Origin of the sequence: Amycolatopsis sp. w19 (assembly GCF_051373225.1) — a bacterium.
Lineage (GTDB): Bacteria > Actinomycetota > Actinomycetes > Mycobacteriales > Pseudonocardiaceae > Amycolatopsis > Amycolatopsis japonica.
In genome coordinates this window covers 15983-37648 of the sequence record NZ_JBPQFM010000012.1, presented here as the reverse complement: position 1 = coordinate 37648, position 21666 = coordinate 15983, and the positions used below count along the sequence as shown (strand labels likewise).

At 68.4% G+C, this 21666-nt stretch carries 20 protein-coding genes; 9 read left to right on the top strand and 11 right to left on the bottom strand.

The features are described 5' to 3' along the window. The first annotated feature begins 327 nt into the window (after window positions 1-327). Together ACSMFO_RS23000 and ACSMFO_RS22995 are read left to right on the top strand one after the other, a co-directional pair. Window positions 328-2217: a GTP-binding protein gene (locus tag ACSMFO_RS23000; protein WP_436460462.1), complete on the top strand. Its 1890-nt coding sequence runs from the start codon at window positions 328-330 to the stop codon at window positions 2215-2217. Window positions 2218-2276: 59 nt separating this feature from the next. After that, a complete protein-coding gene (locus ACSMFO_RS22995) occupies window positions 2277-3020 on the top strand; it encodes a GAF and ANTAR domain-containing protein (protein WP_360134060.1) in 744 nt (247 codons plus the stop codon). Here the strand turns inward: ACSMFO_RS22995 and ACSMFO_RS22990 are convergent. Both ACSMFO_RS22990 and ACSMFO_RS22985 read right to left on the bottom strand, forming a co-directional pair. Next, entirely contained in the window at window positions 3017-4156 is a 1140-nt protein-coding gene (locus ACSMFO_RS22990) for a Gfo/Idh/MocA family protein (protein WP_436460461.1), read from the bottom strand. The genes ACSMFO_RS22995 and ACSMFO_RS22990 overlap by 4 nt on opposite strands. An 88-nt stretch (window positions 4157-4244) precedes the next feature. Beyond that, window positions 4245-4616 carry a MerR family transcriptional regulator gene (locus ACSMFO_RS22985; RefSeq protein ID WP_436460460.1) on the bottom strand — a complete coding sequence of 124 codons (372 nt, stop codon included), beginning with the start codon at window positions 4614-4616 and terminating at the stop codon, window positions 4245-4247. Window positions 4617-4680: 64 nt separating this feature from the next. Between ACSMFO_RS22985 and ACSMFO_RS22980 the strand changes: the two genes are divergently transcribed. Then, complete coding sequence (locus ACSMFO_RS22980) at window positions 4681-5907, top strand: MFS transporter (protein ID WP_436460459.1); 1227 nt, start codon at window positions 4681-4683, stop codon at window positions 5905-5907. Here the strand turns inward: ACSMFO_RS22980 and ACSMFO_RS22975 are convergent. Continuing rightward, window positions 5828-6724, bottom strand: a complete 897-nt coding sequence (locus ACSMFO_RS22975; RefSeq protein WP_037341651.1) for a LysR family transcriptional regulator — start codon at window positions 6722-6724, stop codon at window positions 5828-5830. The genes ACSMFO_RS22980 and ACSMFO_RS22975 overlap by 80 nt on opposite strands. A gap of 87 nt (window positions 6725-6811) precedes the next feature. Here ACSMFO_RS22975 and ACSMFO_RS22970 point away from each other — a divergent pair, with 87 nt between their 5' ends. Beyond that, on the top strand, window positions 6812-8149 hold the full coding sequence (locus ACSMFO_RS22970; protein WP_436460458.1) for an aspartate aminotransferase family protein: 1338 nt from the start codon (window positions 6812-6814) through the stop codon (window positions 8147-8149). Window positions 8150-8364: 215 nt separating this feature from the next. On the opposite strand, the gene ACSMFO_RS22965 is transcribed toward ACSMFO_RS22970, so the two are convergent. After that, window positions 8365-9168: an alpha/beta fold hydrolase gene (locus ACSMFO_RS22965; protein ID WP_436460457.1), complete on the bottom strand. Its 804-nt coding sequence runs from the start codon at window positions 9166-9168 to the stop codon at window positions 8365-8367. A gap of 14 nt (window positions 9169-9182) precedes the next feature. After that, on the bottom strand, window positions 9183-10037 hold the full coding sequence (locus tag ACSMFO_RS22960) for a bile acid:sodium symporter family protein (protein ID WP_436460456.1): 855 nt from the start codon (window positions 10035-10037) through the stop codon (window positions 9183-9185). 155 nt (window positions 10038-10192) lie between these two features. Between ACSMFO_RS22960 and ACSMFO_RS22955 the strand changes: the two genes are divergently transcribed. Next, entirely contained in the window at window positions 10193-10735 is a 543-nt protein-coding gene (locus tag ACSMFO_RS22955; RefSeq protein ID WP_436460455.1) for a DM13 domain-containing protein, read from the top strand. 50 nt (window positions 10736-10785) lie between these two features. Here the strand turns inward: ACSMFO_RS22955 and ACSMFO_RS22950 are convergent, their stop codons facing one another. Continuing rightward, a complete protein-coding gene (locus tag ACSMFO_RS22950) occupies window positions 10786-11415 on the bottom strand; it encodes a TetR/AcrR family transcriptional regulator (RefSeq protein WP_063273720.1) in 630 nt (209 codons plus the stop codon). Window positions 11416-11475: 60 nt separating this feature from the next. Here ACSMFO_RS22950 and ACSMFO_RS22945 point away from each other — a divergent pair, with 60 nt between their 5' ends. From ACSMFO_RS22945 to ACSMFO_RS22935, 3 genes are all read left to right on the top strand, one after another. Continuing rightward, window positions 11476-11907 (top strand): RpiB/LacA/LacB family sugar-phosphate isomerase, encoded by a 432-nt coding sequence (locus ACSMFO_RS22945; RefSeq protein WP_436460454.1) that lies wholly within the window; start codon window positions 11476-11478, stop codon window positions 11905-11907. Between the two features lie 261 nt (window positions 11908-12168). Next, window positions 12169-13797 (top strand): glycosyl hydrolase family 18 protein, encoded by a 1629-nt coding sequence (locus tag ACSMFO_RS22940; protein ID WP_436460453.1) that lies wholly within the window; start codon window positions 12169-12171, stop codon window positions 13795-13797. Between the two features lie 37 nt (window positions 13798-13834). Next, window positions 13835-15181: a cellulose binding domain-containing protein gene (locus ACSMFO_RS22935; protein WP_436460587.1), complete on the top strand. Its 1347-nt coding sequence runs from the start codon at window positions 13835-13837 to the stop codon at window positions 15179-15181. Window positions 15182-15559: 378 nt separating this feature from the next. Here ACSMFO_RS22935 and ACSMFO_RS22930 read toward each other — a convergent pair whose 3' ends face one another. Next, window positions 15560-17329 (bottom strand): chitinase, encoded by a 1770-nt coding sequence (locus tag ACSMFO_RS22930; RefSeq protein ID WP_436460452.1) that lies wholly within the window; start codon window positions 17327-17329, stop codon window positions 15560-15562. 243 nt (window positions 17330-17572) lie between these two features. Here ACSMFO_RS22930 and ACSMFO_RS22925 point away from each other — a divergent pair, with 243 nt between their 5' ends. Next, window positions 17573-18205: a sigma-70 family RNA polymerase sigma factor gene (locus ACSMFO_RS22925; protein ID WP_436460586.1), complete on the top strand. Its 633-nt coding sequence runs from the start codon at window positions 17573-17575 to the stop codon at window positions 18203-18205. Here the strand turns inward: ACSMFO_RS22925 and ACSMFO_RS22920 are convergent. The 4 genes from ACSMFO_RS22920 to ACSMFO_RS22905 all read right to left on the bottom strand — a co-directional run bounded on the left by ACSMFO_RS22920 (window position 18202) and on the right by ACSMFO_RS22905 (window position 21656). Continuing rightward, on the bottom strand, window positions 18202-18849 hold the full coding sequence (locus ACSMFO_RS22920) for a response regulator (RefSeq protein ID WP_073848207.1): 648 nt from the start codon (window positions 18847-18849) through the stop codon (window positions 18202-18204). The two genes, ACSMFO_RS22925 and ACSMFO_RS22920, sit on opposite strands and share 4 nt — an antisense overlap. After that, window positions 18846-20393, bottom strand: coding sequence for a GAF domain-containing protein (locus ACSMFO_RS22915; protein WP_436460451.1), 1548 nt, complete (start codon window positions 20391-20393; stop codon window positions 18846-18848). Before ACSMFO_RS22915 ends, ACSMFO_RS22920 begins: the two co-directional genes overlap by 4 nt. Window positions 20394-20423: 30 nt before the next feature. Beyond that, window positions 20424-20903: a pyridoxamine 5'-phosphate oxidase family protein gene (locus ACSMFO_RS22910; protein ID WP_051972360.1), complete on the bottom strand. Its 480-nt coding sequence runs from the start codon at window positions 20901-20903 to the stop codon at window positions 20424-20426. Window positions 20904-21224: 321 nt separating this feature from the next. Further along, a complete protein-coding gene (locus ACSMFO_RS22905; RefSeq protein WP_038509054.1) occupies window positions 21225-21656 on the bottom strand; it encodes a nitroreductase family deazaflavin-dependent oxidoreductase in 432 nt (143 codons plus the stop codon). Window positions 21657-21666: the final 10 nt, after the last annotated feature.

Here is a 21666-nt window from a genome sequence, read left to right as displayed (position 1 = left end):
CTCGCGATGACGGGTGGGGCCAGAAGAAGGGACAGGGCGGCGTACGTCAGAAGGCGCCTCGTTCTCATGACATTCCTCTGTTCCGGGAGGGGGCTGAGCGGAATCTTCCTGACCCTTGTCATGTTCTTGCGCTGAAATGTTCAAGAATTACAGCCCATGGGGCGCCGCAAGTCAACGGCCGGGGCTAAATCGCGTGACCGGCCGGAAACACGCTGCTAACGTCCGGCCCGACCAGGTGCTTTCCCGGAAAGAAGGAGAACGGCGTGCGCCGAGCTGTCGAGTCCCCGAGCCGTATGGACCTTTCGACAGCCCTGGAGCCGTTCATCCATGGAGTACCTGAACCTCGGAATCCTCGCCCATGTCGACGCCGGTAAGACGAGCCTGACGGAGCGCCTGCTCCATCACACCGGCGCCATCGGCACCCTCGGCCGCGTCGACGCCGGGGACACCCGCACCGACACGATGGAGCTGGAACGCCGTCGCGGCATCACCATCCGCTCGGCCGTCGTGTCCTTCCGCGTCGGCGACCTGCGGGTCAACCTGATCGACACCCCGGGCCACCCGGACTTCATCGCCGAGGTCGAACGCGCGCTGCGCGTGCTCGACGGCGTCGTCCTCGTCGTGTCCGCCGTCGAGGGCGTGCAGGCGCAGACCCGGGTGCTCATGCGCGCCCTCGAACGGCTGCGGATCCCCGTGCTGATCTTCGTCAACAAGATCGACCGGGCGGGCGCTCGTCACGACGGCCTCCTCGCCGACCTCGCCGAACGCCTCGGCGTCGCCTGCGTGCCGATGTCGGAGGTCGACGGCCTCGGCACGGCGACCGCGAAGGTCCGGCCGCGCTCGCCGTCGTCCGGGCAGGCCGAGCAGCTCGCCGAGCACAGCGACGCCTTCCTCGCCGCGTATCTCGAAGACGCTTTGACGGCCGAGGACTACCAGGACGAGATCGTCCGCCAGACCCGGCTCGGCGTGATCTCCCCTGTCTACTTCGGCTCAGCACGCAGCGGCGAAGGGATCGCCGAATTGACTTCGGGTATCCGCGAATTCCTTGGTGGCGCTGGAAAACCCGCGCCGGACGACCGATTGCGCGCGGCGGTGTTCAAGATCGAACGCGGCCGCGCGCACGAGAAGATCGCCTACGTCCGCGTGTTCTCCGGCGAGATCGGCGCGCGGGACCACGTCCGGTTCCATCGCCCTGGCGGGGCGGTGACGGAGGAGGCGAAGGTGAGCGCGGTGCGCGTCTTCGAACTCGGCGACGAAACCGTCGAGGCCCGCGCGAGGGCCGGGCAGATCGCCAAGATCACCGGGCTCAAGGAGATCCGGATCGGCGATCTCCTCGGCGTCCCCGAAGACGACGGTGTGTCCACGCAGTTTCCGCCGCCCGCCTTGGAAACCGAGGTCGTCCCGGCCGTCCCCGCCGAGACGGCGTCGGTGTTCACCGCGCTGCAGGAACTGGCGGAACAGGATCCGCTGATCACCGTCCGGCAGGACGACGAGACGCGGCGGGTCTCAGTGCGGCTCTACGGCGAAGTGCAGAAGGAGATCATCGCGGAGACACTCGCCACTCAGCACGGCCTCGACGTCGGCTTCAGCCTCACCCGGCCGGTGTGCGTCGAACGGCCGATCGGCACGGGGCACGCGGTGTGGCTCATCACGGAGAAGCGGAATCCCTTTTTCGCGACGGTCGGGCTACGGGTCGGCCCCGGCGCCCCCGGATCCGGCCTGACCTTCGGCCTCGACGTCGAACTCGGCTCCCTCCCGCTCGCGTTCCACAAGGCCATCGAGGAGACCGTCTACGCGACACTGCGGCGGGGCCCGTCCGGCCGGGAGGTGATCGACTGCGTGGTGGCCGTCACCCACACCGGGTACTTCAGCCCGGTCAGCGCGGCGGGCGACTTCCGCAAGGTCACCCCGTTCGTGCTGGAAGAAGCGCTGCGGGACGCGGGGACCGAAGTGCTCGAACCGGTCAGCCGCGTCGAGGTGGAACTACCCGCGGACTCGGTGACCGCGACGCTCTCCAGGCTGGTCGAATGCGGTGGGCTCGTCACCGGTTCAGTGGTGCGCGGCGACCGGGCCGAGCTGACGGGCGTGCTGCCGCTGGGCGAGGTCGCCCGGTTCGAGCAGCAGCTGCCCGGTCTCACCCACGGCGAAGGCCTGATGACCACCGAACCGGCGGGCCACCGGCCCCGGGTTAGCCCGAATCGGCCAATGCCCGGCTAGCCGGAACGAGTACGTTCTTGATGGTCGGCGAAATCCGCCGTCCGAGGGAAAGGGCCACGATGGATCAGTTTCGCGACACCGCTTCGGCGTTGCGGGAACTCACGGAGTCGATGCGGCTCGACGAGCCCCGTGACGAGTTGCTGGAACGGGTGGCGAAGAAGGTGGTCGGGCTGCTGCCGGGTGCGGACGCGGCCACGGTGACGTTGTACTCCGACAACGAACCGAGCACCGTCGCCGCCACCGACGAGTCCCTGCTCCCCCTGGACAAGGCGCAGTACAGCGCGGACGAGGGCCCCTGCCTGACGGCCGCCGAGAGCGGGACGATCGTCCGGACCCTGCTGGACGCCGACGCGGCCGCCCGCTGGCCGGACTTCGCCTCCACCGCCGACCTCCTCGGCGTGCGGACCGCGCTGGCCTGCCCGTTGTTCGTGCCCGACGAGTCCCATTTCAGGCGGCGGGAAACCGAGCCGCTGTCCGGCGCGCTCAACGTCTGGAGCTTCCAGGAGAACGCCTTCGATCCGGTGGAGGCCGCCCTGGTCGCGATGTTCACCTCGGCGATCTCGGCGATCGTCCTGACCGCGTCCCGCTGGGCCGCCGCCGAACGACAGGCGGAGACCCTGGTCGCCGCGTTGGAGACCAGGGACGCCATCGCCACCGCGAAGGGAATCGTGATGGCACGCCTGGAGCTGAACGCCGATGAGGCCTTTCGCTGGCTCACCGAGGCGTCGCAGCACACGAACCGCAAGATCCGGGAGATCTCGGTGCTGATCGCCGAAGACCCGAGCGCGGTCTTCGGACGTTAGCCCAGCGAGATCCGGCGGCCCTCGCGCGAGGACTCGAGGCCGGCTTCCGCGAGCCTGATGCCGCGCACCCCCGCCATGAAGTCGTAGGGGTGCGGGGCGTCGTCCACGACGTGGCGGACGAACTGCTCCCACTGCGCGCGGAAACCGTTGCCGAAGTCCTCGTTGTCCGGCACTTCCTGCCACTGCGACCGATAGGACCGCGTCTCCGCCAGGTCCGGGTTCCACACCGGCTTCGGCGTGGCCTCCCTCGGCTGGATGACGCATTTGTGCAGACCGGCGACCGCGCTGCCCTTGGTGCCGTCGACCTGGAACTCCACCAGTTCGTCACGGTGGACCCGCACGCACCAGGACGAGTTGAGCTGGGCGATGACCCCGCCTTCGAGCTCGAAGATCGCGTACGCGGAGTCGTCGGCCGTGGCCGCGTACCGAGCGCCCTTCTCGTCGACACGCTCCGGGATATGGGTGACGGCCTTCGCGGTCACGGCGTTGACGGCGCCGAAGAGGTTCTCCAGCACATAGTTCCAGTGGCAGAACATGTCGACGACGATGCCGCCGCCGTCTTCGGCGCGATAGTTCCAGCTGGGGCGCTGCGCGGCCTGCCAGTCGCCCTCGAAGACCCAGTAGCCGAACTCGCCGCGCACGGAGAGGATCTGGCCGAAGAAACCGCTGTCGATCAGGCGCTTCAGTTTGAGCAGGCCGGGCAGGTACAGCTTGTCGTGGACGACGCCGTTCTTCACCCCGGCTGCCTCGGCGTGCCGCGCCAGCGCGAGGGCGCCTTCGACCGATTCGGCCACCGGCTTCTCGGTGTAGATGTGCTTGCCGGCGTCGATGGCGCGGACGATCGACTTCTCGCGGACCGCGGTCAGCTGCGCGTCGAAGTACAGCGGGAGGTCGTCGTCGCCGAGCGCGGCGTCGAGGTCGGTGGTCCAGCGGGTCAGCCCGTGCCGGGTGGCGATCTCTTCGAGCTTGTCCGCGTTGCGCCCCACCAGGACCGGCTCCAGCTGCACCCGCGAACCGTCGGCCAGCTCGACCCCGCCGGCCTCCCTGATCGCCAGGACCGAGCGCACCAGGTGCTGCCGATAGCCCATCCGCCCGGTGACGCCGTTCATCACGACGCCGAGTTTCCGCGTGGTCATCAGTTCTCCTTTGAAAGCGCTTTCCTGACCACATCCTGAAAGCGCTTTCTCACCCTGTCAAGACCGTTGCGAGGAAAGTCCCTCCGGCTCAGGAAGCAGGATCGTAGGCGCGGACGGCGTCGAGGTACTCGGTGATGGCGTCCCGGTTGCGGAGCAGGCATTCGGCCCGCCGGGTCATCCGGTCGCGTTCGGCCTCCAGGGTTTCGAGCATCTCCGCGGTCGCGTCCGGGAAGTAGATCTGCCGGGGTTTGTCCAGGCACGGCAGGATCTGCTTGATGATCCTGGTGGGCAGCCCGGCGTCGAGCAGGCCTCGCACCTGGATGACCCTGTCGACCGACGGCTCGGCGTAGTCGCGGTAGCCGTTCGCCAGCCGCTCCGAGATGATGAGACCCTGCTCCTCGTAGTACCGCAGCAGACGGCGCGACGTCCCCGTCCGCTCCGCCAGCTCCCCGATCCGCATGTGCGCCACCTCACCCCGGCCGACTTGACCTTCACATCTATGTGATGGTTCGAGCATACGGAGCATGACTTCGAAACTCCCGCTCGGCGCGCTGCTCGCGCTGACCACGGCGGCGTTCGTCACGGTCCTGACCGAGGCCTTGCCCGCGGGCGTGCTGCCCGCGATGAGCGCCGGGCTCGGCGTCGGCGAAGCGGCGACCGGGCAGTTGGTGACGGTGTACGCGATCGGCACCGCACTGACCGCGATCCCCTTGTCCGCCGCGACCGCGGGCTGGCGACGCAAACGTTTGCTCCTGGCCGGAGTGGCCGGTTTCGCCGTCGCCAACACGGTCACGGCGCTGTCCACGAACTATCCCCTGACCCTCGGCGCGCGGTTCGTCGCCGGGATCGCGGCGGGCGTGGTCTGGGCGCTGCTGGCCGGTTATGCCCGGCGGCTGGCGCCGGAAGCGGTGCAGGGCAAGGCGATCGCCATCGTGATGACCGGTATCCCGCTCGCGCTTTCGCTCGGCATCCCCGCCGGCACGTTCCTGGGCGGTGTCTTCGGCTGGCAGGTGACGTTCTCGCTGATGTCGGTGCTCGCGCTCGGCCTGCTGGGCTGGATCGCGGTGGGCGTTCCCGACTTCCCCGGGCAGGACAAGGGCGGCAGGCTCCCGGTGCGCAAGACCCTCGCCGTGCCCGGCGTCGCCGCGGTGCTGTTCGTGACGCTGACCTTCGTGCTGGCGCACAACGTCCTCTACACCTACATCGCCACCTTCCTCGAACACGTGTCGATGGGCGGCGCGGTCGACCGGATCCTGCTGGTGTTCGGGCTGGCTTCGATGGTCAGTATCTGGCTCGTCGGTGTCCACATCGACCGGCGGCTGCGGGCGCTGACCGTCGCGGGCACCGTCCTCGTGGCGCTCGGTGCGACACTTTTGGCCCTGCTGGGCGGGAATCCGGCCTTGGTCTATGTCGCGGCGATCTTGTGGGGGCTCGGCTGGGGCGGTATCCCGACCCTGCTGCAGACCGCCGCCGCGCGGGCTGGTGACCAGGGCGGCGCGGCGGACATCGCGCAGGCCATGCTGGTCACCCTGTGGAACGCGGCGATGGCGGGCGGCGGGATCGCCGGCGGCGTCCTTCTCGACGGTTTCGGCGCCGAGTCGTTCCCCTGGAGTGTCCTGGTGTTGCTCGTGCCGACGCTGGCCGTGGTGCTGGTGGCGCGACGGCACGGGTTCACAGCGGCAGTTCCGGATGACTCCGGATCGCCTCGAGAACCAGGTCGACCGCGGCGCGAGGCGCGGACCCGCGCCTGATCGCCGCGGTGATGGAGCGATCGACCGGCGTCGCGAGCTCGCGGGTGGCGACGCGGTAGCGCTTGTCGACGGCGAGGCCGGGCAGGAGCGCGATCGAAAGCCCGGCCTCGACGTGCTGCAAGGTCATCATGTAGTTGCTGAACCGGGCGATCACACGCGGCTCGAAACCGGCTTCGCGGCAGAGCCGGGTCGCGAGGTTCGCCATGTACGACTGGGGGATGTCGAACGCCCAGGGCTCGCTCGCGTAGGCGGCGAGGTCGGCGGGGCCCCGGCCCGCGGCCGGATGACCGGGCGGGACGACGAGCACGATCGGGTCGGTCGCGAGCGGCACCAGGTCGATGTCCGGCCCCAGCGGCTGCTCGACGAAATCCGTGGTCGTGACGATGACGTCGGCGTCGCCGACCCGGAGCGCGGGCATGCTGACATGCGGTTCGAGTTCGAGCAGTTCGATCTGGAGGCTCGGATGCGAACGCGCCAGCCGGTTCACCGCGGGGACGGCGATGGTGTGGATCGCGCTCTGGAAGGCACCGAGGCGGACGTGCCCCGCGGGTCCCTCGCCGAGGCCGCGCAACTCGGCCTCGACGGTGTCCATGTGATCGAGGATCGCTCGCGCTCGGCGCGCCAGCATGCGCCCGGCCGGGGTCAGCCGGACGCGGCGGCCGGTGCGTTCCAGCAGCCGCGTGCGGGTCTCGGCCTCCAGCACCGCGAGCTGCTGGGACACGCTCGACGCGCTCAGGTTGGCCGCCTTCGCGACCGCGCGGACAGTGCCCAGCGTGTCCAGCCTGCTCAACAGGCTGAGCCTCCAAGGATTGAGCATGGCACCCATTGTTGTACGGATCAGCCGAACAGCACAGCCGGAATCGTGAGCTGGACGTGTCGCTCGGCTCCCACTTACCGTCGGAACATGGCTGCTCCCCTCACCGACCTGTCCACCACCGACCGTTTCTGGGCCGACGCCGACCGGCATCTCGTGCGCTACGCCGGGGCCGGCGACTTCACCCGTGAGATCATCGATCACGCCGCCGGGAGCTACCTGTTCACCGAGTCCGGGCGGCGGATCCTCGACTTCACGTCCGGGCAGATGAGCGCGATCCTCGGGCATTCGCATCCGGAGATCGTCGAGACCGTGCGGCGGCAGATCGGCTCACTGGACCACCTGTTCAGCGGGATGCTGAGCCGCCCCGTCGTCGACCTCGCGCGACGGCTGGCCGAGACCTTGCCGTCACCGCTGGAAAAGGCGCTGCTGCTGACCACCGGGGCGGAGTCGAACGAGGCCGCGATCCGGATGGCGAAACTGGTGACCGGGAAGCACGAGATCGTGTCGTTCGCCCGGTCGTGGCACGGGATGACGCAAGCGGCCGCGAACGCGACCTACAGCGCGGGCCGCAAGGGTTACGGCCCGACCGCGCCCGGCAACTTCGCCATTCCCGCGCCGAACTCGTACCGGCCGGATTTCGTCGGCCCGGACGGGGAACTGGACTGGAAACGCCAGCTGGACTTCGGATTCGAGATGATCGACGCCCAGTCCGTCGGCAGCCTGGCGGCGTGCATCGTCGAACCGATCCTGAGCTCCGGCGGGATCATCGAGCCGCCGGTGGGCTATTTCGCCGCCCTGCAAGAGAAATGCCGGGAACGCGGGATGCTGCTGATCCTCGACGAGGCACAGACCGGCTTGTGCCGCACGGGAAACTGGTACGCCTTCGAACGCGACGGCGTCGTCCCCGACATCCTCACGCTGTCCAAGACGCTGGGCGCCGGGCTCCCGCTGGCGGCGGTGATCACCAGCGCGGAAATCGAGCAGGAGGCGCACGACCGCGGCTACCTGTTCTTCACCACGCATGTCGCCGACCCGCTGGTGGCGGCCGTCGGGAACACCGTGCTCGACGTCCTCACCCGCGACCGCCTCGACGAGCGCGCCACCGCACTGGGCGCCTTCCTCCGCCGCGGCCTCGACGACCTCGCCGCCCGTCATCCCGTCGTCGGCGACATCCGGGGGCGGGGTCTGCTCGTCGGCGTGGAACTCGTCGTGGACCGTGCCACGAAACGCAGCTCCGACGAACTGGGCGCGCTGGTCACGCGACGCTGCCTCGAATTGGGGCTGCACATGAACATCGTGCAGTTGCCGGGGATGGGCGGGGTCTTCCGGATCGCTCCGCCGCTGACGGCTGCCGAAGACGAACTTGCGGAGGGACTGGCGGTGTTGGATCAGGCGATCGGGGACGCAAGCGCGCGCTGGTCTTGAGGCAGGTCTCGTGAGTGGCGCCGCACTCACGTGATTGAAGCCGGAACTCGCGTGATCAGCAGCGGAACACCCCGAGTGCGGCCTCCAATCACGCGAATCACGTCCCTGATCACGCGAGTCACGCCTTCGCTCACGCCGCGCAGTCCGTGAAGGCCTCCTTGAGGGAACCAGAGTCCCTCAAGGAGGCCTTCACGGATTTCGGACCAGCAGGACACTCACGAGGCCCTGAAGTCCCGAAGCAACCGAGCGACCTCGCCAGGCCGCTCCAAGAACGGCGAATGCCCGACGCCCTCGACGACCTCCACCCGCGCCCCGACCGCCGAATACCGCGCGAAAGTCTTGTCACAGTCGTAAAAACGGTCCCGGCGCCCGAGAATCACCAGGCACGGCAGTCCCAAGGCCGCCACTTGCGCATCCAGAGGACGAAATGCGAGCAGTCGCGCGCGTTCCACGAGTACCACCCGGGCCATCGCGGGCGAGGTGACCGCGTGATCGGCCAAGTCCTGCAAGGGATCGTCGAACCAGCCCGCTCGGCGAAACCGCGAAGCGAACCGCACCCACGAGCGGTGAGCCACGAGCCGCACGAGCGCGCTGATCATCGGCAGCAGCACCGCACTCCCCGGCGGAAAGGACGCGTAGCTGTAATCCGGCGCCTGCCCGATCAGCACCAAGGAACCCACCCGCGGCGAGATTTCGGCCAGCGCCAGGGCGACATCCGCGCCGAAGGAATGACCGGCGACCAGAACGTCCTCGACGCCCAGCGCATCGAGGACACCGGCCACCATGCGCGCCTGCGACACCGCGTCGAGCCCGGACGAACCACCGGTGCATCCATGCCCCAGCAGATCCACCCGGATCACGTGCCGCGTCGCGGACAGGCCGAGGGTGAGCCGGTCGAACCAGTGCACCGACCCGCAGTACCCGTGCAGCAACACCACCGGCGGCCCGGCGCCGTCCTGACGCACATGGACGGCGACGCCGTTCACGTCGAGGATGTCGCCGATGGGGGAACGCGCCACAGCCCCAAACTAGCTCAGACCGGTGCGCTCTCCCGGCTGCGGGACAACAGGAAGGCCGCGATCCCGGCGGGCAGGAACATGAGCACGCCGTAGACCCCGGCGGGCACGGCCATCGCCTTGTCGCCGAGCACGGAGAACGCCACGGCGATCGCGAGGGTGGCGTTGTGGACACCGATCTCCATGGCGGACGCGATCGCCTGCCCGCGGTCCACCCGGAACAGCCGCGGCACGTAGTACCCGATCGCGAGGCTGAGCACGGAAAGCGCCAGCGCCACCGGCCCGAGCGTGCCGATGTTGTCCACCAGCGTCCGGAACTCCTGCGCGATCGCGGCCGCGATCACCAGCACGAGCACCACGGCGGAGCCGATCTTGACCGGTTTGCGCATCCGCTCGGCCCAGGTGGTGAACCGGTGCCGCACCGCCATCCCGAGCACGACCGGGATCAGCACGATCGCGAAGACCTGCACGAACTTCGCGGGCTGGAGCCCGACCGAGGCGCCGCCGTCGAGGAATTCGGCCATCGACAGGCCGACCACCAGCGGCAGGGTGAACACGGCCAGCACCGAGTTGATCGCCGTGAGCGTGACGTTGAGGGCGACGTCGCCGCCGGCGAGGTGGCTGAACAGGTTCGCCGACGTGCCGCCGGGCGACGCGACGAGCAGCATCATGCCGACCGCGAGCACACCTTCCAGCCCGAACAGCACGATGAGGCCGACGCAGATCACGGGCAGCACGATCATCTGGCACACCAGCGCGATGACGGCGGCCTTCGGGTACTTCAGCACCCGCGTGAAGTCGCCGACGGTCAGGGTCAGCCCCAGCCCGAACATGACGAGCGCCAGCGCTATCGGCAGGAGGATCGAAAACATCGCCGAACCCATCGAGGGGCCTCCGTCCGATATGCCCTTTTCAGATCGGCAATCGTGTCAAGCGGCGAGAACCCGGTCAAGCCACCGAAACCCAGACGTGACCCGTAAGAGTTCGGTAACCGCGCTTCGGGCCCCGCGCGGGGTTGAATGAACGCATGAAACGCAAGCGGGTGCTCGCCGTCGTGGCGGCCGGACTGGTGGTGGCGGTGGCCGCGGGCCTCTACTGGTTCCAGCCGTGGAAGCTCTGGGTGAACGAGACGGTCCAGGAGGCGCTGCCCGTCGCCGAGACCACGGCCCAGCCCACCACCCAACCCACCGGAAGTGCCACGCCCGCCCCGAAAGAGCCCACGGTCGTGGCGACCGGCACGCTGATCAGCCACGAGCACGCGACCACCGGTGACGTCCGGATCCTGCGCGCGGCCGACGGATCGCTGGTGCTGCGCTTGGAAAACCTCGACACGAGCAACGGCCCGGATCTGCGGGTCTGGCTCACCGACGCGCCGGTACTCCCCGGCAAGGACGGCTGGTCCGTGTTCGACGACGGCGCATACGTGAGCGCCGGGAAACTCAAGGGCAACAAGGGAAGCCAGAACTACACGCTGCCGGCGGGCACCGATCTGGCGCGCTATTCGAGCGTGACGATCTGGTGCGACCGGTTCAACGTGTCCTTCGGCGCGGCCGAGCTGGCCAAGATCTGACAGCCAGGCGAAGCCTGTCCGTTGAGGGTGGCGGCGGGGCGGGGTCCGGGTTAGGCGAGCCGGTCCACGGCGTACTCCATCTCCGCGCGAACAGCGCGTAGATCGATGCCACCGGGGTCGATGATCGAGGCCACGGCGATCCCCCGCAGCTGCCCCACCAGCGCCGCCGCGTAGGCGTCCGGGTCGCGGACGCCGGTGATCGAACCGTCCGCGAGTCCGGCGGCGACGGTCTGCGCGATGGCGAACCGGTACCGGCGGTCGGCCTCGGTCATCGCCGACCGCACCGCCGGATCGCCGACGGTCGCGTCCGTCCAGAGCACCACGAACGCCCGGTTCAGCGGCGGCATGTCGGTGAGCAGTTCGAAGAAGATGTCCAGCAGGGCGCGCAGCATGTCCATCGGGCTGGGCGTCAGCCCGCCGGTCCGCGTGGCGACGGCGGCGCTGAAGACGTCGGCGAACTTCTCCGCGGCGAACTCGACGAGCCGCTGCACCAGCGTCTCCTTCGAGCCGAACAACTGGTAGACGACGCCGCTGGGATAGCCGGTCCTGGCGCAGATCATGCCGATCTTGAGCCGGGCGAAACCTGCCTCGCCGATCAGGCGGGCGGCGGTTTCGAGAATCCGTGTCCGTGCGATCTCCTGGTCACGCTGGACCTGGTGCTCCTCCGCAGACGAGTCCACGCCGAGATCCTCCCATGACTTCGGGTTCGTCACCTGTCGACGCGGCGTTACGATCCGGACATGAGGATCGCCTTCGCCGCCGACGACCGGAACGCCACCACGGACGCCGTCCAGGCGTATCTCGCCGAGGCGGGCCACGAGGTGCTGCGCCCGGCGGCGTCGGACGTCTGGCCGGAACTCGGCGCGGCGGTGGGCCGGGCGGTCGCGGACGGCGAGGCCGATTTCGGCGTGGTGATGTGCTGGACCGGGACGGGCACGGCGATCGCGGCCAACAAGGTGCCCGGGGTCCGCGCGGCGCTGGCCTGGGACACGTGGATCGCCGCCGGCGCGCGCAAGTGGAACGACGCGAACGTGCTGGCACTGAGCCTCAAGCGGCTCGCCCCCGACGTGGCCGTCGAAATCACCGACGTGTTCCTTTCCGGCATCCTGCCCGACCCCGACGAATCCGCGAATATCGCCAGGCTCGGCGAAATGGACGAATTCCGCCGCTGACCGGCTGTGGACCAGTGAACGATTAACGCTGTCGAACGTATTAGGCCGTTCGCAGGAAAATCACCACTCTACGTAGTGACGCTTCCCATATTGGTCCAGACCACGTACCGTCTCCCGCAACAAAGCGTTCCGCATGGAGGTGGTCGATGAAGACTCATCCCCGCCTGCCCGGTTTCGGCCGAGGCAACGCGATGTCGCCGATTTCCCTTTGACGAAATCATCTCCAAGATCATTTCCCGGCACCGGGTTGTAAGGAGTGAAATGTCGAGAAAAAGATGGCATCTGGTCGGCCTGTTCACGGCCGTCGCGGCGCTCGCGGTCGGTCTGGTGACCGTCCCGGCGAACGCGGCGGGCGGGGTCGGAGCCACCCTGACCAAGGGCTCGGACTGGGGGTCCGGCTGGGAAGGCAAGTACACGATCACCAACAACTCGGGATCCAGCCTGAGTTCCTGGACTCTCGAGTTCGACCTCGCGGCGGGACACTCGATCGCTTCGCTGTGGGACGGCAGCTACACCGTCTCCGGCCAGCACGTGACCGTCAAGAACACCTGGAACGGCAACCTTTCCAACGGTGGCAGCACCAGTTTCGGCTTCAACGTCAAGTACTCCGGCGCCTACACCGCGCCCGCCAACTGCAAGATCAACGGCGGCTCCTGCGACCCGGGTGGCGGCAACCCGACCACGACGCCGACCACCACGACGTCCAATCCCCCGACGTCGACCAGCACGAGCAACCCGCCGACCACCACGACTTCGAACCCGAACCCGGGCGCGAAGAAGAACCTCGGCTACTTCGTGCAGTGGGGCGTCTACGGCCGTAACTACCACGTGAAGAACATCCACACTTCCGGTTCCGCGGCCAAGCTGACGCATATCAACTACGCGTTCGGCAACGTCACCAACGGTTCCTGCACGGCGAACGACGACACCTACGCCGACTACGACAAGTTCTACGACGCCGGGTCCAGTGTGGACGGTGTCGCGGACACGTGGGACGCGGGCGCGCTGCGCGGCAACTTCAACCAGCTGCGCAAGCTGAAGAAGATGTACCCGGGCTTGAAGGTGCTGTGGTCGTTCGGCGGCTGGACCTGGTCCGGCGGATTCGGCCAGGCGTCGAAGAACCCGACCGGCTTCGCGGAATCCTGCTACAAGCTGATCAAGGACCCGCGCTGGGCCGACGTCTTCGACGGCATCGACATCGACTGGGAATACCCGAACGCCTGCGGTCTCAGCTGTGACACCAGCGGTCCCGCCGCGATCAAGAACGTGGCACAGGCCCTGCGCACCAAGTTCGGCTCCTCGTTCCTGGTCACCGCCGCGATCACCGCGGACGCCAGCAGCGGCGGCAAGATCGACGCCGCCGACTACGGCCCCGCGTCGGCGTACTTCGACTGGTACAACGTCATGACGTACGACTTCTTCGGCGCTTGGGCGGCGCAGGGCCCGACGGCCCCGCACTCGCCGCTGACGTCCTACCCCGGCATCCCGCAGCAGGGCTTCAACTCCGACGACGCCATCCAGAAGCTCAAGGCCAAGGGTGTCCCGGCGAGCAAACTGTTGCTGGGTATCGGTTTCTACGGCCGAGGCTGGACCGGCGTCACCCAGGACGCCCCGGGCGGCACCGCGACCGGTGCGGCACCGGGCACGTACGAGGCGGGCATCGAGGACTACAAGATCCTCAAGAACAGCTGCCCGTCGACCGGCACGATCGCGGGCACCGCGTACGCGAAGTGCGGCAACAACTGGTGGAGCTACGACACTCCCGCCACCATCAACGGAAAGATGGGCTGGACCAAGAACCAGGGTCTCGGCGGCGCGTTCTTCTGGGAGCTCAGTGGCGACACCTCGAACGGCGAACTGGTCACGGCCATGCGCAATGGCCTGAACTGAGAGGTTGACTGTGGCTAAGCGGACTTGGATCCAGGCCATCGGCCTGTCCGCCGCTGCCGCAACGGCCGGCGCGGTCCTCGTGATCGCGCCGGCCTCCGCGGCCGGCGGCGTCGGTGCCGCCTTCAGCAAGGGCTCCGATTGGGGCTCCGGCTGGGAGGGCAAGTACACGATCAGCAACAACTCGGGATCGAGCCTTCCCGCCTGGACGGTCGAATTCGACCTCCCGGCCGGGCACTCGATCGCTTCGCTGTGGGACGGCAGCTACTCGGTCTCCGGGCAGCACGTGACGGTGAAGAACACCTGGAACGGCAACCTTTCCAACGGCGGCAGCACCAGTTTCGGGTTCAACGTCAAGTACTCCGGCGGCTACGTCGCCCCGGCGAACTGCAAGATCAACGGCGGTTCGTGCGATCCGGGCGGTGGCGGCCCGACCACGACGCAGACCACGCCCACCAGCACGACCACGACGTCGACCTCCCCGACGACCACCACGAGCAACCCGCCGCTGCCCGGCGGCCGTGGCGCGCCGTATCTGTACATGGGGTGGGGAAGCCCGCCGAACCCGCAGACGGTCATGAACGCGACCGGGATCAAATGGTTCACGATGGCGTTCATCCTGTCGTCCGGTGGCTGCAACCCGGCTTGGGACGGCAGCCGTCCGCTGCAGGGCGGCGTCGACGCGAACGCGATCGCGCAGATCAAGGCCGCGGGCGGGCAGATCGTGCCGTCCTTCGGCGGGTGGAGCGGCAACAAGCTCGGCCCGAACTGCTCGACGCCCGAAGCGCTCGCCGGCGCTTACCAGAAGGTGATCGACGCCTACGGTCTCAAGGCGATCGACATCGACATCGAGAACACCGACGAATTCGAGAACGCGGCCGTGCAGGACCGCGTGCTGAACGCGCTGAAGATCGTGAAGGCGAACAACCCCGGTATCCAGACCATTCTCACCTTCGGCACGACGACCACCGGCCCGAACTTCTGGGGCCAGCGGCTCATCGACCAGTCGAAGGCGCTGAACGCCGGGATCGACGTCTACACGATCATGCCGTTCGACTTCGGCGGCGGCGCGGACATGTACGGCAACACGATCAACGCCGCGAACGGTCTGCGGGACAAGCTGAAGTCGACCTTCGGGTGGAACGACGCCACGGCGTACGGCCACCTGGGCATCAGCGGGATGAACGGTCTTTCGGACCAGCGGGAACTCACGAGTCTCGACACCTGGACCCGGATCACGAACTGGTCGAAGACCAACAAGATCGCCAGGCTGGCGTTCTGGTCGACCAACCGTGACCGGGGCTGCCCGAACGGCGGGGTCGCCGAGAACTGCAGTGGTATCGCACAGAACGACTGGGACTTCACGCGGATCACCGCGGGCTTCTGACGTCCCTTGCTCCCCGTACTGCGGGCCCGCACCGATGCTGCACGGTGCGGGCTCGCTCCCTTGTCGCCCGCGTTTCGTCCTCTGAATGCGATCGTTGCACGCGCAAGGATCGCATTCAGAGTACTAACTGCGTGGGCCCTTCGCTGGGCGCACGGGTCAAGTCGGTCCCGAGGCGGCGCGAGCGTGTTGCGAAAGCCACTTTCGCAACCTTCAGCGTTGCGAAAGTGGCTTTCGCAACGCCTCCCGGCCCCGTGACCGACGCCCGCAAGCCCTGAGTACATGAAGGACCCCTTCACTGCGTCTAGCGCAATGAAGGGGTCCTTCACGTACTTGCGGCACCGCGCCCACAAGCGACGCGTTTAGTCCTCTGGATGCGGATCAGGGCAAGGCGTTCAGGAACGGTTCATGGGCGTTCTGGAACTCCCATCCGTAGTACCGGTCCCAGTTGATCGACCACGTCATCAACCCCCGCAACGCGGGCGAAGCACCGCCGCGCAAGGAATACGACCCGCACCCGGAGTTCTTCACCAGGCAGTTCAGCGCCGCGTGCACCGCCGCCGGCGCGGTGTGCCCGTTGCCCGCGCTCACCGCGGCCGGCAGGCCGAACGCGATCTGGTCCTCACGCAGCCCCGGGAACCGGAATCCGGTCGACGACACCGTGAACCCCGCCTTGATCATGTCGGTCATCGCGATGTGGAAGTCCGCGCCGCCCATGAAGTGGTACTGGTTGTCCAGGCCCATCACCGGTCCGGAGTTGTAGTCCTGGACGTGCAGCACGGTCAGCGCGTCCCGCATCGCGTGGATCACCGGCAGGTACGAGCCGGTCCGGTTGTCGGCGCCGCCGAGACCGCCGTAGTACTGGTATCCGGTCTGCACGAAGAACGTCTCCGGCGCCATCGTCAGCACGAATCCCGCGCCATAGCGGGCTTTCAGCGTCTTCAGCGCCGAAATGAGATTGACGATCACCGGTGTGGTCGGATTGCGGAAGTCGTTGTCGCCGGAGTTGAGGTACAGCGAGTGTCCCTCGAAGTCGATGTCGAGCCCGTTCAGCCCGTACCGGTCGATGATCGCGGACACCGAACTGACGAAGGCGTCCCGCGCCGCGGTCGTGGTCAGCTGGACCTGGCCGTTCTGACCGCCGATGGAGATCAGCACCTTCTTGCCCTGCGCCTGCTTCGCGCGGATCGCGGCGATGAACTCCGCGTCGCTTTCCACCGTCGGGCATTCCGCGACCGGGCACCGCGTGAAGCGGATGTCGCCGGAGGTCACCGAAGTCGGCTCACCGAAGGCCAGGTTGACGATGTCCCACGCCGCCGGGACGTCGGCCATCCGCGTGTAGCCGGAGCCGTTGGCGAAACTCGCGTGCAGGTAGCCGATCAGCGCGTGCTTCGGCAGGCCGGTGTCCACGCAGCCGGAGGTCGTGGCGCCCGCTTCGGTGGTCTTCGGCGATTCGCCCGCGCTGTTGTACGCGGCCACCGAGTAGTTGTGCGACGAACAGGCCGTCAGCCCCGAGATCGTCGCCGAAGTCCCGGTCACCGTCGCGACCACGGTCCCGCCCTCGTACACGCGGTAGCCGGTCACCGTCCCCGCCGACGCGCCCCACGAGAGCGCGATCGACGAGTTCGTCACCGTGCCGACGGCCGGGTTTCCCGGGGTCGGCGGCGCGCCGGGCGTGCCACCGCCGGGTCCGTCGAGGCTGAGGTCGTCCGCGTAGAAGGTGCCCGACCCGTACCAGCCGTGGACGTACACCTCGGCCGTCGTCTGCGTGGCCGACGTCGTGAACGAGAGCGAGAGCTGCGTGTACGAGGTCGCCGCGGTCCAGGTCGACGGCCCGCCCGTGACGCCGAGGTACACCGGATTCCCGTTCACCCAGGCGGAAACCGCGTAGGTCGTGTTCGGCCGGACGGATACCGTCTGTGCGCATTTCCCGATCGTCGAGCCGGGCGTGACCGAAACGGCGTAACCGCCCGAACGGACCGGTGTGCTCACGGCCGCGCCCGCCGCACAGGACCAGCCGGAGGTCGAACCCGCCTCGAAACCGGGATTGAGGAGCAGGTTGGCCGCGTTCGCGGTGCCGCCGCCCGTGATCAGGCCGGTGAAGGTGAGCACCAAAACGGCCAGAAATGCCATGGATCTGGAACGCCTCATCGCGATTCCTCCGTGAAAGGGCGGCCTGCCGCCGCGCTGGGCTAATTGTCTAGACCAATCTGGTGAAAGTCCATACCCCTGGCCCACCAGGGTCTAAAGACCCGACTACTCCGGGCTCCTATACCGGTGTGACGCGCGGGCGCGCTCCGTAACGTCGGAAGGGCCAAAGAGGGCTGGGGGCTTTCGGGAGGTGGGGATGATGGGAACGCACAGGAGCGTGCCGAGAACGGGCGATCCGGCGTGATGACGGTGTCCGAAGCAGTGCGCCCCACCTACGTACCCCGGCCGGGGGAACCGGACGGCGAGCTGATCCGTGCGGCGATCAGCGGTGACCGGCGGGCCGTCGAGAGCCTGCTGGCACTGCTGCGGCCGATCGTGTTCCGGTACTGCGCGGGGAGGCTGGGCGCGACGACACGCGGCGTCGCCGGCGCCGAGGACTGCGCGCAGGAGGTCCTGATGGCCGTCCTCGTCGCCTTGCCGCGCTACAGCTACCAGGACAACAGCTTCCTGCCGTACGTCTTCGGGATCGCCTCGCACAAGGTCGCCGACGTCCGCCGCAACCTCGCGCGCGACCCGTCCGCGCCGGTGCCCGATCCGGAGCCCGAACAGGACGGACCGTGGAACCCGACGTTCGAAGAGGTCGAGAGGGCGGATCGCAGCCGCCGGCTGTCCCGGCTGTTCGAGGTTCTTTCGGCGAAGCAGCGCGACGTGCTGGTGCTGCGCGTGATCCACGGGTACAGCGCCGAAGAGACCGCGGGCGCGCTGGGCATGGCGAGCGCGGGCGCGGTCCGCGTCACCCAGCACCGGGCCCTCAACGAACTGCGCCGTGTGCTGCGCGAGGATCCCGACTTCGCCGGTGGGTTCACCTTCTTCTAGGAAGAGGACTTACGGCGCTGGGTGGCGTAGACGGCGGCGGCGGTGCGACGTTCGAAGCCGAGCTTGTGCAGCAAGGACGACACGTAGTTCTTGACCGTCTTCTCCGCCAGGTACAGCTTTTCCGCGATCTGGCGGTTGGTCAGCCCGTCGGCGATGTGGTCGAGCACCCGCCGCTCCTGCGGGCTCAGCTGTTCGTACCGCGGGTCCGGGGCGTCGGTCTCGCCGCGCAGCCGGTTCATCACCGACGCCGTCAGCGTGCTGTCCAGGAGCGATCCGCCCGCGGCGACCGTGCGGACGGCCTTGACGAGCGCGCCCCCGGAGACCTGCTTGAGCATGTAACCCGCCGCGCCCGCCATGATCGCGCCGAACAACGCGTCGTCGTCCGAATAGGACGTCAGCATGAGACAGGCGGGCGGCGGGTCGATGGACGCCCGGATCTCCCGGCAGACGCTCACTCCCTCGCCGTCCGGCAGCCGGACGTCGAGCACCGCGACCTGCGGTTTGACCGCGGGGATCCGCACGTACGCCTCGGCGGCCGTCGACGCTTCGCCGACCACGGTGAAGTCGTCCTCGGCCTCGAAAACGGTCTTGAGCCCGGTGCGCACGAGTTCGTGATCGTCCAGGAGGAACACCGAAATCGTCATCCCACACTCCTCTGTCGGGCCGGCAGTTCCACCGACCAGTCGAGCCTCGTGCCGCCTTCGGGCCGCGCCTCGACGCGGAACGTCCCGTTCCACCGGGCCGCGCGTTCGGCGAGGTTCACCACCCCGCTGCGATGGCCGGGTTCGGCCGGCATGCCGACGCCGTCGTCCACCACCGAGAGTTTGAGCCACCGCCCGTCGCGATCGACCGCGACGTCGACCGAGACCGTCGTCGCCTCGGCATGTCTGACCACATTGGACAGTGCTTCGCGCAGCGTCGCGATGAGGTCCGAGCGGACCGTGTCCGGCACGGTGGAATCGAGCGGCCCGTCGAATCCGACCCGGGGTTCGGACGCGCAGCCCGCGTCCAGCGCGACCCGCAGCAGCTCCGACCGGAGGCTGCCCTGTGCCTCCGCCGGTTCCTGCAGGGAGAAGATGCTGTTGCGGATCTCGCGGATGGTGCGGTCGATCTCGTGCGCGAAGCCGGTCACCCGGTCGGCGACGGCGGGTTCGCTCGCGAGCCTGCTGAGCCCCTCCAGCCCGAGCCCGATCGCGAACAGCCGCTGGATCACCAGGTCGTGCAGGTCGCGGGCGATCCGGTCGCGGTCTTCGAAGACGGCGAGCCGCTGTCTGTCCTGTTGCGCGCGGGCGAATTCGACCGCGAGCGCGGCGTGCGCGGCGAAGGTCTCGGCCAGCTGGACGTCGTAGGCGGAGAACGGGGTCCGGTCGCGGAACTTCGCGACCAGCAGGACACCGAGCTTCTCCTCGCCGACGATCAGCGGGACGGCGACCGTGGAGTCGAGATCCTTGATCGCCGCGGGCATCACGGCGCCGCGATCACCCTGGTACTCGACCACCTTCTCGCCGTAATCCCGGACCACGACGGGTTTTCCGGTGGTGAACGCCATCCCGGTCGCGGTGCCCTCCGTCGGCACGGCGATGCCGGCGAGCTTGTCCGAGTCGGGACCCGGCGGCTCGACGATCTCGAAGACCAGCTGCCCGTCGCCGCGCGGCCGGGCCACCGCGCCCGCGGTCCCGCCGGCGACGACGCGGGCGCGTTCGGCGATCAGGCGGAGGGTCGCGGTCAGATCCTGGTCGGTCAGGAGCGCGCCGGTCACGTGGTACGAGGCTTCGAGCCAGCGTTCGCGCCGCTGCACCTGGTCGAACAGCGCGGCGTTCTCGATCACCACACCGGCCGCCGCGGTGAGCGCGACGAGCAGGTCGTCCTCGGATTCGGTGAACTCCTCACCGTCCGGTTTGCGGGCCAGGTACAGCATCCCGAAGATGCGGCCGCGCATCCGGATGGGCACCACGCGGGCGTCGTCGTCGGACGGCGGCCGCTCCCAGGCCTCGCCGAAGCGGATGAACTCGTCCGAATCGAGCACGCTGAGCGCGCCGAACGGCGCACCCGTCAGCTCGCAGGCGGATTCGACCATCCGCCGCAGGACGTCGGACAGGCTGAGATCGTGGGCGATCCCCGCCACCGCGTCCAGAATCCTGGGCGCCTTGGCGTCACTCGCCGCACTCACCCGCCGCACCGCCGTCACCGTCCCGGAGTAACTCCCCGGGCAGTGGGGTCAGGAATGACAAACGCGCCCGGATCGCTCATCTGGTGCGTCGATCACGGACAGTGCTTCGTTACTGCAAGCGCCGAGGATCCTTCGACCGGTTACCGACTCGATGGGGATCCGGAGATACCGGGAGTCCGTCCGGCCGGTCCAGCAGCCCAGCGGCAGGGTCTCGAGTTCGGCGATCACCAGGGGGTCGCGCACCTCGGAGGCGCGGCCGACGACGGTGACGTACCAGCCCGTCCCCAGGTCCTTGGCGAACTCGTCGACGGCGAACGCCACCACACTGTCGAGTACCCCGGCGAACAGCGCGCTCTGTGACGGCGTCCGTACCACGATCGCGCCGTGGTGCAGCGCGAACCGCGCCGGCTGGATGGCGGGCATGGCCCGGGAGGTGAACACCACCCGGCCGAGCCCGGCCCGCGCGAGCAGCGCCAGGCACTGCTCGCGATCGAGCGTTTCGAGACCCAAGGAGTCGGACATCGGCATCCCCGCGTTCTCGTAGTTCCTCTGCGTCGAGGTCCACGGTCCCCGGCTTACCGACTCGCCGGTAGGGCCGATGGACCCGGCCCGTGCGGGGGATGCCTTGGTCCGGTTGGTCGTGAGGTTCAGCGGTCGCCCGTGTTCGAGGGGACGGCGCGCGTGATCAGGTGGACGACACGCGTGACTGGACGGACGACACACAGGTAGCCGGGGCAGGCCCCCGAACCGTCCGCCTGGACACGCGTGTCGTCCGTCTGATCACACGTGTCGGCCATCCAGTCACGCGACACCGCCACCCGCGCATCAGCGGCGGGTACCGGATCGCGCCTAAGCCTTGGGCGAGAGCAGGACGACGGGAATCTCCCGGTCGGTCTTGGTCTGGTACTGCGCGTAGTTCTTGAAGTCCGCGGTGATCTTCGGCCACAGGCGGGCACGCAGATCGGCGTCGGCGACGCTCGCGACCATCGGCTTCGCGGCCTCGCCCTTCAGCGTGACCTGGACGTCGGGGTTGTCGCGGAGGTTGAGGAACCACGCCGGGTGCTGGTCGTCGCCACCGCGGGAGGCGACGATGACGTACGCGTCGCCCTCGCGCAGCGGCGAGGTCAGCAGGACGGTGCGCGGCTGGCCGGATTTGCGGCCGATGGTGGTCAGTTCCAGGACGGTCATCCCGGCGACCTGCCAGCCGGCGCGGCCGCCGCTGACCTTCTGGATGACGCGGTGGACGGCGTTCATGGTCTTCAAGGCGAAATCGGAGGGCATGCGGAGAAGG

Excerpts from the sequence above, each read along its gene's own strand:
- ACSMFO_RS22925 (WP_436460586.1), top strand. The coding sequence starts at position 17,573 with ATGACGGTGTCCGAAGCAGTGCGCCCCACCTACGTACCCCGGCCGGGG.
- ACSMFO_RS22930 (WP_436460452.1), bottom strand. The coding sequence starts at position 17,329 with ATGAGGCGTTCCAGATCCATGGCATTTCTGGCCGTTTTGGTGCTCACC.
- ACSMFO_RS22905 (WP_038509054.1), bottom strand. The coding sequence starts at position 21,656 with ATGCCCTCCGATTTCGCCTTGAAGACCATGAACGCCGTCCACCGCGTC.
- ACSMFO_RS22990 (WP_436460461.1), bottom strand. The coding sequence starts at position 4,156 with ATGACCACGCGGAAACTCGGCGTCGTGATGAACGGCGTCACCGGGCGG.
- ACSMFO_RS22955 (WP_436460455.1), top strand. The coding sequence starts at position 10,193 with ATGAAACGCAAGCGGGTGCTCGCCGTCGTGGCGGCCGGACTGGTGGTG.
- ACSMFO_RS22970 (WP_436460458.1), top strand. The coding sequence starts at position 6,812 with ATGGCTGCTCCCCTCACCGACCTGTCCACCACCGACCGTTTCTGGGCC.
- ACSMFO_RS22940 (WP_436460453.1), top strand. The coding sequence starts at position 12,169 with ATGTCGAGAAAAAGATGGCATCTGGTCGGCCTGTTCACGGCCGTCGCG.
- ACSMFO_RS22960 (WP_436460456.1), bottom strand. The coding sequence starts at position 10,037 with ATGTTTTCGATCCTCCTGCCGATAGCGCTGGCGCTCGTCATGTTCGGG.
- ACSMFO_RS23000 (WP_436460462.1), top strand. The coding sequence starts at position 328 with ATGGAGTACCTGAACCTCGGAATCCTCGCCCATGTCGACGCCGGTAAG.
- ACSMFO_RS22920 (WP_073848207.1), bottom strand. The coding sequence starts at position 18,849 with ATGACGATTTCGGTGTTCCTCCTGGACGATCACGAACTCGTGCGCACC.
- ACSMFO_RS22975 (WP_037341651.1), bottom strand. The coding sequence starts at position 6,724 with ATGCTCAATCCTTGGAGGCTCAGCCTGTTGAGCAGGCTGGACACGCTG.
- ACSMFO_RS22945 (WP_436460454.1), top strand. The coding sequence starts at position 11,476 with ATGAGGATCGCCTTCGCCGCCGACGACCGGAACGCCACCACGGACGCC.
- ACSMFO_RS22985 (WP_436460460.1), bottom strand. The coding sequence starts at position 4,616 with ATGCGGATCGGGGAGCTGGCGGAGCGGACGGGGACGTCGCGCCGTCTG.
- ACSMFO_RS22980 (WP_436460459.1), top strand. The coding sequence starts at position 4,681 with ATGACTTCGAAACTCCCGCTCGGCGCGCTGCTCGCGCTGACCACGGCG.
- ACSMFO_RS22995 (WP_360134060.1), top strand. The coding sequence starts at position 2,277 with ATGGATCAGTTTCGCGACACCGCTTCGGCGTTGCGGGAACTCACGGAG.
- ACSMFO_RS22910 (WP_051972360.1), bottom strand. The coding sequence starts at position 20,903 with ATGCCGATGTCCGACTCCTTGGGTCTCGAAACGCTCGATCGCGAGCAG.